The 13,114-nt window shown below is 60.2% G+C and carries 10 protein-coding genes; all 10 read left to right on the top strand.

The annotated features are described in order from the left end of the window. The first annotated feature begins 181 nt into the window (after positions 1-181). The gene (gene tagH, locus FN633_RS16215; protein WP_154058425.1) at positions 182-2,122 is read left to right on the top strand and encodes a type VI secretion system-associated FHA domain protein TagH; all 1,941 of its coding nucleotides are present in this window, start codon (positions 182-184) and stop codon (positions 2,120-2,122) included. Next, positions 2,119-2,913, top strand: coding sequence for a PP2C family protein-serine/threonine phosphatase (locus FN633_RS16210; protein ID WP_154058424.1), 795 nt, complete (start codon positions 2,119-2,121; stop codon positions 2,911-2,913). The genes tagH and FN633_RS16210 overlap by 4 nt, the downstream gene beginning before the upstream one ends. 20 nt (positions 2,914-2,933) lie before the next feature. Next, entirely contained in the window at positions 2,934-3,923 is a 990-nt protein-coding gene (locus FN633_RS16205) for a hypothetical protein (RefSeq protein ID WP_154058423.1), read from the top strand. Between the two features lie 9 nt (positions 3,924-3,932). Beyond that, on the top strand, positions 3,933-4,745 hold the full coding sequence (locus tag FN633_RS16200) for a type VI secretion system accessory protein TagJ (protein ID WP_154058422.1): 813 nt from the start codon (positions 3,933-3,935) through the stop codon (positions 4,743-4,745). Next, positions 4,738-5,295, top strand: coding sequence for a type VI secretion system baseplate subunit TssE (tssE, locus tag FN633_RS16195; protein WP_154058421.1), 558 nt, complete (start codon positions 4,738-4,740; stop codon positions 5,293-5,295). Before FN633_RS16200 ends, tssE begins: the two co-directional genes overlap by 8 nt. A 2-nt stretch (positions 5,296-5,297) precedes the next feature. After that, positions 5,298-7,169 (top strand): type VI secretion system baseplate subunit TssF, encoded by a 1,872-nt coding sequence (gene tssF, locus FN633_RS16190; protein ID WP_154058420.1) that lies wholly within the window; start codon positions 5,298-5,300, stop codon positions 7,167-7,169. After that, positions 7,166-8,209, top strand: coding sequence for a type VI secretion system baseplate subunit TssG (gene tssG, locus FN633_RS16185; protein WP_154058419.1), 1,044 nt, complete (start codon positions 7,166-7,168; stop codon positions 8,207-8,209). Before tssF ends, tssG begins: the two co-directional genes overlap by 4 nt. Positions 8,210-8,255: 46 nt before the next feature. Next, a complete protein-coding gene (tssH, locus tag FN633_RS16180; protein WP_154058418.1) occupies positions 8,256-10,871 on the top strand; it encodes a type VI secretion system ATPase TssH in 2,616 nt (871 codons plus the stop codon). Positions 10,872-10,897: 26 nt separating this feature from the next. Next, positions 10,898-12,313, top strand: coding sequence for a serine/threonine protein kinase (locus FN633_RS16175; RefSeq protein ID WP_154058417.1), 1,416 nt, complete (start codon positions 10,898-10,900; stop codon positions 12,311-12,313). A 39-nt stretch (positions 12,314-12,352) separates the two neighbouring features. Continuing rightward, positions 12,353-13,114: DUF8093 domain-containing protein (locus tag FN633_RS16170; protein ID WP_481859728.1), on the top strand; the 762-nt coding region annotated here is incomplete at its 3' end.

The raw sequence follows: 13,114 nt of genomic DNA, 5'->3' as shown, positions 1-13,114 counted from the left end.
ATATCTAACATTAATTATGCAGTTAAATCTTAATCCTTAAAACATATTGTTTCTAATTTTCAAGACGTATTTATTTTCACCGTTCAGCTGTTTCTTAATCAACTTATTCGCTCCCAAACGCAGCCACTCTTCCTCAAGAGCGGCTGCGTTTGAGTGCTAACCATACCAGCAGGAATACGCTATGCGATTCACGATTATTTCGACAAAACCTGGCCATCAGCCACCCCTGAGTAGCTTCGAATTTTATGCGCCCGGTGGCACCATTGGTCGCGGAACGGATAACAATCTGGTGCTGCCGGATAACGACCGCACGATTTCTCGCCTGCAGGCTATTGTCCATGTGGATGCCCAGGGCGAGTGCCACATCACCAACCGGGGCAGCGTGACCCGTGTGGCGCTGAATGATATTCCCCTGGAGCGCGGACGCCAGGTCGAGCTGCAGGATGGCGACATCCTGGGTATTGATGACTACCGCATCGAGGTCACCAGCCTGCAACAGCAGGCTGCGCCGGTAAGCCGTCCGGCAGCGGTGATTACGCCGCCGCCGCCGAAACCTGCCGCCGCGCCAGCGCCCGCATCGAAGCCAGACCGCGACTCTGCGCAAGCGGACGCCGCACCTACGGCGGTGCCTACGGAGATCTGGGACAGCCTGATGCAGGAGTTCTCTATCTCCGACAGCATCTCAAGCAGCCGCGCCAGACCGCAGCCTGCTGAATCTCACGATCCGTTCTCGCAGCCCAAGGAGCCGGAACGCAACGCCGAGGATCCGCTGGCAATGTTCCAGAACAGCGATCCCCAGCTGGAGCGTAAAAACGTTAATACCGACTCGCTGTTTAGCGATGAGGCGCTGTTTAAAAGCGACAGTATTTTCAATGACGCGACGCCCAGCACGCTGGTGCCGCCGAAAGAGAGCGAGCCTTCGTTGCCAAAAGAGGAGCCGAAGGATGAACTCGATCCGTTGGCGCTGTTCGGCGGCTCTGCCAGCGCACCTGCCGCGCGTAATGACGATCCGCTTGGGCTGATGGGCGGCGCACCGCTCACCCATCCTGACGATCTCTCTTCGAAAGACGATCTGTCGGCTAAAAACAGTCTGTCGCCCAAAGACGATCCGCTGCTTAGGAACGATGCGCCCGCTGAAGATAACGATCCCCTTGGCCTGATGGGCGGTGCGCCGCTGACCGCTGCACCTGAGCAGAAGCCTGAACCTGAATTGACGTCAAAGCCTGAAACCGTCGCGCCGCTGGCCCAGACGCCTGACGATGCCGATCCGCTGGCTAACTCGCCGCTGTTTGCCGCCGAGCCGCTGCCGGAGGCGCCGCATGCTGAACCTGACATGCCAGCCGAAGAGCCAGACCGCCAGGACTACGCGGGCTTTACGATGCCTACGCCGCAGGCGGTTGCGCGCACACAAATGCAGACGCCTAAAGGCCGCCTGCGTATCGATCCTGTGCAAAACGCCGCCTCTGCGTCCTCGTCCCAGCACCAGCCTGCCCGGGGCGATGTACTGCAGGGCGAGCTGCTGGAAGCCCTGCTGGAAGGGATGGGCCTTGGCGATATGCAGCCGACGCCGCAGTTTGACCGGGAAAATATGCGCCAGCTCGGGCAGATGCTAAGCATGTTCTCTCAGGGTACGGTAGCGCTGCTCTCGTCGCGATCGATCCTCAAACGCGGCGTGAAAGCGGACATGACCATGGTGCTGGACGACGCCAACAACCCGTTCAAGCTGCTCCCTTCCGGGAAAACGGTGCTGATGCAGATGTTTGGTACCCGCATGCCGGGCTTTATGCCGCCGAAAAAATCAGTGCGCGATGCGCTGATCGATCTTCAGGCACACCAGCTGGGCATGATCTCCGGTATCCGCGCCATTATCGCCGCCATGCTGCAATCCTTTAACCCGGAGCAGCTCGAAGAGCAGGCGAAGCTGGATGGCGTGACGTCGCGTCTGTCCCTGCCGGGCAGCCGTAAAGCCGCACTGTGGGACTACTTCATTCGTACCTACGGCCAGACGGCAGGCGAGATTGAAGATGACTTCCATACCCTGTTTGGCGAAGCCTTCCTGCATGCCTATGACATGGAGGTGAATCAGTACAAAGACTCACAAAGCGGATCGGAAGAAGAATGAATATCGCAACGGCCTCTCTCTCCCGCCAGGGAACGCGCGCCAGTAACCAGGATCAGACGGGAGAAAACATCGGGGAGCGCGCGGCCTGCTTCGTGGTGTGTGACGGTATCGCAGGCCTGCCGGGCGGTGACGTCGCGGCTGAGCTTGCCCGCAACAGCATTATCTCGCGCTTCGACGGCGATAAGCACCTGAACGCACAAGAAATTCCCGACTATATTCAGCAGGCGAACCGTGCCATCCTCAGCGAACAGCAGGCGGTGCAGGACTACCGCCGGATGGGCACCACGCTGGTCAGCCTGTTTATCGATCGTGACTACAAGCTGGCCTACTGGGCGCACGCGGGCGACAGCCGCCTCTATCTGTTTCGTCGCGGCTGGCTCTCCCACGTGACTACCGACCACAGCCTGATCCAGCAGATGAAAGATGCCGGACACCAGACGGATAACATCAACAGCAATCTGCTCTATCTGGCGCTGGGCATAGAGAACGGCGGCCCGGAGGCGAGCTACAGCGATGTCGTCCAGGTCGAAGATGGCGATGTCTTTCTGCTGTGCACCGACGGCTTCTGGCACGGCGTTAGCGAAGAGCAGATGAAGCAGTCGCTGCATATGGTCAACACGCCCCAGGAGTGGCTGACGTTAATGCAGCAGCTCATTCAAAAAAACAGCGAAAGCGAGGGAAGCGCTCAGGATAACTACACCGCCGTGGCGGTATGGATGGGCAGCCCTCAGGACACCACCTTGCTGCATACGCTTTCTGATGCAGCTCAGTTTTTCCCCCTCCGGGATTGATTAGGCACACAAGGACTTATATGAAACTTTGGCTATCGGGTTTGGCGCTTCTGGCTGTCGCGGGCACCGCACAGGCTGAAAACTATCGCATCGTGCAGTCGCCTTCACAAAAGCTGGATATCTGGATAGACGATATCAAGGACAAAACGCCGCAGAGCTGGTGTAAGCAAGACGTCGCGTTACGCATCGTGGCGAACGGCAATAAAGAGGTCGCAATACTCGACAGCTTTATGCCTCGCCTGGGCGCGCTGCTGGAAAACCAGTGCGGCAAGCTGCAGCAGCTGTCGTGGACGCTGAACGATCCCGCGGGTGCGACGCTGGCCCAGGGTACGGCAAGTAAAAACAAAGAGTGGGCGGTCACAGTCGCGCAGTCGCAGCCGCAGCCGCAGGTAGCCGCAGCCACTAACGATGCGCTGATCCCGCCTGCCGTTAATCCAGAAACGCTCTCGGTCGCGGCAGATCGCACGCCATGGCAGGAGTTTACCCTGCAAAATGGCTGTCATCTGCGTACTTTCTGGCAGGGCGGCGCGGCCGCACCGGCGCTGTTTATTCCGGCATCCGGCACGGCGAGCTGCGAAAAAGGCAGCTGGCTGAGCGGTCATGCTGTGATGACGCAGGCCAGCAGCATCGGGCAGCAAGAGACCCCGGTGACCTATGTTCACGGCTTCCCGGTCACTGGCCTGAGCGACAGCGTTAATGCGGATGATGTACTCATCACTTCCGTGAATAAAGAGCGCATGGTTTTCAGCACCAAAGGTAGCGAGCAGAGCTGGATGATCCTGCCTTACGACAGCGCGCTAAATAGCTGGAAGAGCGAGGGCACGGTGGTGGTGCAGGTCTCTCAGGAGCTGGCCAGCGACGATGCGCAACTGCAGACGCGTTTGCAGGCCGTGAAGCAGCTCTGGACCCCGTGGTTGGCCCCTAATGCCACGCTCAAAATTGTCCTGGTCGATGCGCTGCGCCCGCAGCTGCGTGATCCTGCGGTCGGTGCCTGGCGCGCCGCGAACTAAGGAGCAGCTATGAATATGCTTTATCAACATCTGGGTGAGGAGTCGATTAACGACGCCCTGCTGCGCCTGGAAACCGAGATCAAATCCCGTCCGGCGGACGCCGATCTGCGCGCCGCGTTTGTTCAGTTTTTGGCCCTGAGCGGTAACTGGACGCGGGCGATAACCCAGCTGAAAAGCTGGCTGGCAATGAAGCCGCAGGCGAAGCCTACCGTAACGCTGCTTGAGCAGGCCATGCAGGGGGAACTGCAGCGTGCCCAGGTTCTGGCAGGCCTGGCGCGCCCGTCGATGCCGGATACACAGTGGCCCTGGCTGGCTACGCTCGCCTCGGCGCTGGCTGAAACCGGGGAGCGCGCCCGGACGCTACGCCTTGAGGCGCTGGAGCAGGCAGAGGCCAGCGCTGGCCTGCTTACGTTTGATAACGAAGAGACCCAGGCCTTTGCATGGCTGATGGATGGCGACGCGCGCCTGGGGCCGGTCTGTGAAACTATCCTTAACGGTCGCTATTTCTGGCTGCCCTTTAGCGCCATCGAAGAGATCCGTTTTCAGGCTCCGGCCAGCGTCACCGACCTGGTGTGGCGTCACGCGCTGGTGCGCCTGACCGATGGCACCGAGCAGGTCTGCCAGCTTCCGGCGCGCTATCCGTTTGATTCCGATGCGGCTGACGACGTCAAGCTGGGTCGGGCGACTGAATGGCTACCACTTGATAACGACGGCGTGCTGTATCAGGGTCTGGGTCAGAAAGCGTGGCTTAGCGATCAGAGTGAAAGCCCGCTGCTATCACTCAGCCTGATTACCTTTACGGCAGGCAGCGAGCATGAATAAGCCCGAAGGCGATCTGTTGCGCAGCGGCTGGCAAGCCCGCAGCAAGCAGGAGAGAGTGGGCGCGCGCGACAAGATGCAGCCCTCGCTGCTGGATCGCCTGACGGACAACGAGCCCGGAAAGCAGCGAGAGCCAGCAAACAGCAACTTTATTACCCACTCTGCTCTGCGCCAGCAGGTGCTGCGCGATCTGCAGTGGCTGTTTAATACCATCAACCAAGACTCGTCCCACGATCTCAGCGCCTTGCCGGAAGTGCGCCGCTCGGTGGTGAACTTTGGCGTTGCGCCGCTGGCGGGTAAACGGATGTCGGATATCGAATGGCACGATATCCAGCGCAAGTTGACCGAGGCGATTATCAACTTTGAGCCGCGCATTATGGCGCAGGGGCTGCAGGTGCGTTGCATATCCGACACGGCATCGCTGGATCTGCACAACGTGCTGTCGATTGAGATCAAAGGACGTATGTGGTGCGTACCGTACCCGTTGGAGTTTCTTTTTCGCACGGATGTCGATCTGGAAAACGGTCATTTCGAACTTAAAGATGCGGGGTAACTATGGAAAGTAAACTGCTTGAGTACTACAACCGCGAGCTGGCCTATCTGCGGGAGATGGGCGCAGAGTTTTCCCAGCGCTACCCCAAGGTGGCCGGGCGGCTGGGGATGCAGGGTATCGAGGTAGCAGATCCGTATACCGAGCGCCTGATGGAAGGCTTTGCCTTTTTGACCTCCCGCGTTCAGCTCAAAATGGATGCCGAGTTTCCGCGTTTCTCCCAGCGCCTGCTGGAGATGCTGGCCCCCAACTATCTGGCTCCTACGCCCTCCATGGCCATCGCCGAGCTACAGCCCGACAGCGGGCGGGGCGACTTGAGCAACGGGTTTATCGTGCCTCGCGGCACCATGATGGACAGCCTGGCGCTGAAAAAGAGCGGGGTCACCTGTAGCTATACCACGGCGCATGACGTCAACCTGCTCCCGCTGAAAATCGATAGCGTTGAGCTGGGCGGCGTGCCTGCCGATCTGCCTCTTGCCCAACTTGGCCTCAGCCAGCAGGGGATCACCAGCGCCCTGCGGATCCGCATCGCCTGCGATGGCCCGCAGCACTTGGGTCATCTCAACTTTGACCGGCTGGATTTCTTCCTGAGCGGCCCCGACATCGAAGCGCTGAAGCTACTGGAGCTGGTAATGGAGCACCACGTTGGCGTTGTCTGCCAGACCGTAGGCGTGCAGCCGCAGCGTCAGCAGCTGCCGGAGAACGCCTTGCGTCAGGAGGGCTTCGACGCTGACCATGCGCTGCTGCCAGAGGATCTACGCAACTTTGACGGCTACCGGCTGCTTCAGGAGTACTTTGCTTTCCCGGCGCGCTTCCGCTTTATCAGCCTGAGCGGGCTGGGCAAGCTGATTAGCCGCTGTGAAGCAGAGCATGCGTTTGATATTTTCATCCTGCTGGATAAAACCGACGAGCAGCTGGAGCGGGTCGTGGACGCCAGCCACCTGGCGATGCACTGCACGCCAGTGATCAACCTTTTCCCGAAGGTGGCCTCCCGCCAGAAGCTGAGTGATAACCAGCACGAATGCCATCTGGTGGTCGATAATATCCGTCCGCTGGATTATGAGATCTATGCGGTAAACAAGATTTACGGTAGCGCCGACGGTCAGCGTGACGACCAGACGTTTCGTCCGTTCTGGAGCACCTGGAGCCAGGATGCGGGCAACTATGGAGCCTACTTCTCCCTGCGCCGCGAGCAGCGCGTGCTGTCCGAACATGCGCTGCGTTACGGCACCCGTACCGGCTACACCGGCTCGGAGGTGTTTGTCTCGCTGGTGGATGAGCAGCATGCGCCGTGGCAAGAGAGCCTGCGCTATATTACCGCCGAGGTGCTCTGTACCAGCCGCGATCTGCCGCTGATGCTCCAGCAGGAGCTCGGCCAGTTTATCCTGTCCGATTCGATGCCGGTGAAAAAGCTGAGCCTGCGTAAAGGCCCTACGCCGCCGCGTCCGGCGCTGGCGGAGGGGTTCAGCACCTGGCGGCTCATCAGCCAACTGCAAATGAACTATTTGAGCCTGATGGACAGCGAAAACGAAGATGGTGCCGCCGCGCTGCGCCAGCTGCTCGGGCTGTATGCGGGCCTGGCCGAAGCGCCCATTGCCCGCCAGATCGAGGGCGTTCGCCACTGCGTGCTGGAGCCGGTTCATCGCCGCGTGCCGGAGCCGGGGCCTATCGTTTTCGCCCGCGGCATCGGCATTACCCTGACGGTGGACGAGCAGGCCTTTTCCGGCTCCAGCCCGTGGCTGTTTGGCAGCGTGCTGGAGCGCCTTTTCGCCCGGCTGGTCTCCATCAACAGCTTTACCGAGTTCACGCTTAAGAGCCAGCAGCGGGGCGAGATTGGCTACTGGGCACCGAGAATGGGCAAAAGGGCGCTGATATGAGTGAAACCGTGACTACGCTACGGCGGGTTCATCGCCTGACGCCGTTGCCGGAGACGTTCTGGCGCGGGGTGATGGACGCGCCCTGGCGCTACGATCTGTTCCAGCTGCTGAGACGCGTTGACGCCCAGGGGGGCGAGCGTTACCCGCTGGGCCGCGCGCCGCTGCCCAAATTTGAGCCGCTGCGTATCGGTCAGCAGCCCTCTATGAGCTTTGCCCCCTCCACGGTGGCACAGGTTCGCCAGCGCGCGCAGAGCGGGTTGCATGAGGTCTCTATCCTGAGCTTCGGCATGTTTGGCCCCAACGGCCCGCTGCCAGTGCATATGACGGAGTACGCCCGGGAGCGTATCCATCACCATCAGGACGATAGCCTGGCCGCGTTCGCCGATCTCTTTCATCATCGACTGACGCTGCTTTTCTACCGCGCCTGGGCCGATGCGCAGCCCGCCGTGTCGCTCGATCGTCCTGACAATAAGCGTTTTGACCGCTACCTGGCGTCGCTTATCGGCATGGGGCAGCCGGGCCAGATGGCAAAAGGCAGCCTCAGTCCACACGCGCGCTTTACCCATGCCGGACACCTGACGCGCCACAGTCGCGATCCGGAAGGGCTGGAGAAGATCCTGCGTAACTACTTTAAGGTGCCGGTAAAGCTGGCGATGAACGTGCCGCAGTGGATGCCGCTCTCCACTCGTGAGCAGGCGCAGCTCGGTGCGGGTCGACGTCTGCCCCGGCTGGGCCAGTCGGCGTTTCTTGGCGTAGCCGTCCGGGACGTGCAGCATAAGTTTCGTATCGAAATAGGCCCGCTGAGCGCCGAGGAGTATGACCGCTTTCTGCCTGGCGAAGCCTGGGTAACGGAGCTGCGCGACTGGGTGCGCCAGTATCTTGGCCTGGAGTATCAGTGGGATACGCAAATTTTATTACGAGCCGATGCGGTACGCGGCGTGGCACTCGGGGGAGCAGGTCGGCTGGGGTATAACACCTGGCTTGGACAACAGCCTCTGCCGATACCCCGCGGCGACCTGGTTTTTAGCGCAGAGCTCTGATTTTCGTCTCTGACGTCACACATCAATGTTATCAATGGAACCGAACATGTCAGAAATCAGCCGTGCCGTGCTTTTCGGCAAACTCGATACGCTGTTATTTACCTCGCTGGAAAGCGCCACCGCCTTCTGCAAGCTGCGCGGAAACCCGTATGTTGAGCTGGTGCACTGGCTGCATCAGCTTATGCAGCAGCAGGATGGCGATCTACAGCAGGTGATCCGCCACTTCTCTCTCGATGAGCCGCAGCTCACCCGTGATATCGTTGCCGCGCTGGATGCGCTGCCGCGTGGGGCCAGCTCGGTCTCCGATCTCTCTGAGCATATCGATAGCGCCGTTGAGCGCGCCTGGGTATACGGTTCGCTGACGTTTGGCGTAAGCCGTATTCGCGGCGGGCACCTGCTCATTGGCCTGCTTAAAACCTGGAACCTGGCGAACGTGCTGAAAAGCATCTCCGCCCAGTTTGGCCGTATCAACGTTGAGGTGCTGCTGGAGCAGTTCGACGCCATCTGCGCCCAGAGCAAAGAGACGCAGCAGGCCGCCGCTGCCGCAGAGGCACCTACCGGCGGGGTTCCTGCTGCGCAGGGCACCCTGGCGCAGTACGGTCAGGATCTGACGGCCCGCGCCAGAGAGGGAAAAATCGATCCGGTTGTCGGGCGCGATGAAGAGATCCGCCAGATAGTGGATATTCTGATGCGTCGTCGACAGAATAACCCGCTGCTGACCGGGGAAGCGGGGGTCGGTAAAACGGCGGTCGTGGAAGGATTAGCGCTGCGTATCGCCGAGGGCGACGTGCCGGAGCCGCTGCAAAATATTCAGCTGTGGCTGCTGGATATCGGCATGTTGCAGGCGGGCGCGGGCATGAAAGGGGAGTTTGAGGCCCGGCTCCAGGCGCTGATCAATGAGGTTCAGTCCAGCGTGACGCCGGTGATCCTGTTCATTGATGAAATTCATACTCTGATTGGCGCTGGCGGCCAGCAGGGCACCGGTGACGCCGCCAACCTGTTAAAACCGGCCCTGGCGCGTGGTCAGCTACGTACTATCGGCGCAACCACCTGGGCGGAATACAAAAAATACATTGAGAAGGATCCGGCCCTGACTCGCCGTTTCCAGACGGTACAGGTGCATGAGCCGGACGAGGCGAAAGCCGTACTGATGCTGCGCAGCACCGTCTCGCCGCTGGAGAAGCATCATCAGGTGCTGCTGCTGGATGAAGCCGTCAGCGCGGCGGTGAAGCTCTCCCATCGCTATATTCCCGCGCGTCAGCTGCCTGATAAAGCGGTCGCGCTGCTCGATACCGCCTGCGCCCGCGTCGCGGTCAGCCAGAGCGCACCACCAGCGCAGCTTGAAGCCTGCCTGCGCCGTATTGCTGCCCTCGACGTCGAGATCGAGATTGCCGGACGTGAAGCGCGGGTCGGGGTCGGTGAAAGCGACCGGGTCGCCACCCTTCAGGCGGAGCGCGATCAGCAAGAGACCCAGCGCCAGGCGTTAAACCAGCGCTGGGAAGAGGAGCGTGGCCTGGTCAGGGAGATCATCCGCCTGCGCGCGGCGCTGTTTGCCGCCGAGGATGAGGAGACGACCGAACTGCGTAGCCAGCTCGCTGACCAGCAGCAGGCGCTGAAGACCTTGCAGGGCGATGCACCGCTGCTGTTTGCCGCCGTGGATGAGAACGTGGTGGCCGCCGTGGTCTCCGACTGGACCGGCATCCCGCTGGGGCGGATGGTGAAAAACGAGATCGACGCGGTGCTGAGCCTGGCCGATACGCTCAATCAGCGGGTAATTGGCCAGCGCCACGGCCTGGAGCTGATCGCTCGCCGGGTTCAGACCTCGCGTGCGAAGCTTGACGATCCCAACAAACCCATCGGCGTCTTTATGCTGTGCGGCCCCTCCGGCGTCGGTAAAACCGAAACCGCGCTGGCGCTGGCTGAGTCGCTCTACGGCGGCGAGCAGAACGTCATCACCATTAACATGAGCGAGTTCCAGGAGGCGCATACCGTCTCCACCCTCAAGGGCGCGCCTCCGGGCTACGTGGGCTATGGCGAGGGTGGCGTGTTAACCGAGGCGGTTCGCCGTCGTCCGTACAGCGTGGTGCTGCTGGACGAAATTGAAAAAGCGCATCCGGATGTGCATGAGATCTTCTTCCAGGTCTTTGATAAGGGCTGGATGGAGGATGGTGAAGGACGCCTGATCGATTTCCGTAATACAATCATCATCCTCACCTCTAACGTCGGTACGGATCTAATTAGCGCCATGTGTGCCGATCCAGAGCTGATGCCGGAGCCGGAGGCGCTGGGCGGCGCGCTGCGTCAGCCGCTGCTGCAGGTCTTCCCGCCTGCGCTGCTGGGTCGCCTGCTGGTGGTACCTTACTACCCGCTCAGCGACGACATGCTGGGCCAGATTGTTCGCCTTCAGCTTAAACGCATCCAGCGCCGTCTGGAGGAGAACCACGGTATACATTCAGAATTTGACGACAGCGTGGTTGAGCAGATTGTTCAGCGCTGTACCGAGGTCGAGTCGGGCGGGCGTATGGTTGACGCCATTCTTACCAATACGCTGCTGCCGCAGATGAGCCAGATTTTACTCACCGCCAGCCGCAGTGATGAGCAGTATCAACGTCTGCGCGTCACCTGTGAGCAGGGGGAGTTTCACTGTCAGTTTGCCGTGTAACGCAATCATCAAGAGAACTGTTAAACATGATGGATAATGATAACAATCGGACTGTCCCAAACGCGCTGCCGGTCGGGTACCGTTTCAATGAGTTTGAGATAAAAGAGGTGATTGGCGGCGGTGGATTCGGCATCGTCTATCGTGCCTGGGACCACCAGCTTGAGCGTACTATCGCCATTAAAGAGTTCATGCCCGCCTCGCTTGCCGTGCGTGGCGATGACATGACCCTGGTGCTGCGCAGCGAGCGCTTCGGTAAGGCGTTTTCTGCCGGGCTGAACAGCTTTATCCAGGAGGCGCGCCTGCTGGCGCGCTTTAACCATCCTAACCTGCTGCACGTCCTGCGCTTCTGGGTCCAGAACGATACCGCCTACATGGGGACGCTGTTCTACAGCGGGACCACGCTCTCTCGTCTGCGCGAGCAGAAGCCAGAGATGGTCAACGAGGCGTGGATCCGCCGCATGCTGCCGATGCTGTTTGGCGCAATCAAGACCATTCACGATGAAGGCTACCTGCATCGCGATATCTCCCTGGATAATATTCAGATCCAGGATAACGGCCTGCCGGTACTGCTCGACTTCGGCTCGGCACGACGCACCATCGGTAACCTCTCCGACGAGACGGAGACCATGCTGCGCCCTGGCTTCGCGCCTATTGAGCAGTACACCGATGACAACGAGAGCGAGCAGGGGCCGTGGACCGATATCTACGCGCTGGGTGCCGTGATCCATACCCTGATTGCCGGTTCGCCGCCGCCGGTGAGCGTGGTGCGCTCGATTCAGGATACCTATAAACCGCTGGCCGAGCTGCAGCCGGCGGGCTATTCGCTCTCCCTTCTCCAGGCCGTGGATCGTGCGTTGATGCTGCGCATGGACGATCGCCCCCAGTCGATTGACGAATTCGCCGCCCTTATCGACATGCCCGTTGCGGGCATTGACGACGTGCTGAGCGCCAAAAAGCCGGGCACCATGCTGGTCCCGGTCGAGGAGACGCCAGAGCCGACCTCTGCCCTGGACTGGCGGCGCTACAAGGTTCCGGCCATTGGTGCCGCGGGAATTATCGTCGGTATCGTGGCGGGCGCGCTGCTGTTCAGCGGCAGCGACAATGAGACGCCGGAAACCGCCAGCGTCGATAGCGCCGTCACCGCCCCGCCAGCGCCGACCGAGGCTCCGGCCGCTGCGCAACCCCAGGCCGCACCGGCGGTGGAAAGCGCGCCACCGGCAGCGGTTGAAGCCGAGCCAATTGTGCTGGTTTACATTCGCATGCTGGAGGGAGAAACCTTGCAGATCAACGGCGAGTCAAAGGCGCTGCGCCCGGCGACCAACGGCTACGCCTCTCTTACTCTCCCGGCAGGGGAATTTACTTTTGAACTGCAGGGGAGCGGTAAAACGCGCACGCAGACGCTGAACATTGCCAAGCCCGGCACGTGGCTGGTGAACCCGTAAACGCGGCGGAAGTCAGGGAGGGGTGACAGGACAAAGCCTATGTACAACATTAAATTTATCTATCTTTTTAGTGAAAAAGTGCCGCCCGCGATGTTCGATAGAATTATGCGGCCTTCGGTAGCCGGGCAGTGGATCATGTCGGTACCGGAAAACTCGTTACGCTCGCTGTTTACGCGCTACGATCTGCTTCAGTGGGTTACCGGAGCCAACCCAAACCAGTCTGGGCGCAATACGCGAAAGCTTATCGTGCAGGATCTGGAGATTGGCAGGCTGGCGGCGATTGATAATAGTGCTCGCGGTTGGTCAGCGGCGACGGAGATGTTTTACATCAACGGTGAGGGCGAGCTTACGCTCGGCCCATCGGGGAAGGAGGGGTTGAGCTGGCAGTACTCGGTAAGCACCGTCATCGACCGCTACGAAGCCATGGTGCGGGCGTATGAACGTCCACCAGCTACCGTGATCCCTGCGATGCATGTGGTGAAATCCAAAGCACCTCAGGTGGGAGAGCAGGCAACACCTGGAAAAGACAATCAGACCTATGCCGCGCAGCTTCAGGAGATGACCAAGGCCCAGCGCTGGCAGGCACGAAAAGATCTGATCGGCAAGGGTAGTGCCAGTCCCTTTCCGGATGCGCAAATTGCTGCCAAGCGGCTGGCAGCAAACAATATCGCCGTAGAAAAAGCGAAGCTTGCAGAGAACGTCTACAAAACCGTCGACCCGCTGAAAGTGACGCCGGGGGTGCCAGAGGGCTGGGCAGATATCAGCAATGATAATGCGGTGCTGAGTAAGCTTGGTCTCAAG

The sequence above is a fragment of the Pseudescherichia vulneris genome, from assembly GCF_902164725.1.
Taxonomy (GTDB): domain Bacteria; phylum Pseudomonadota; class Gammaproteobacteria; order Enterobacterales; family Enterobacteriaceae; genus Pseudescherichia; species Pseudescherichia vulneris.
This window is presented reverse-complemented; position numbering and strand designations above follow the sequence as displayed.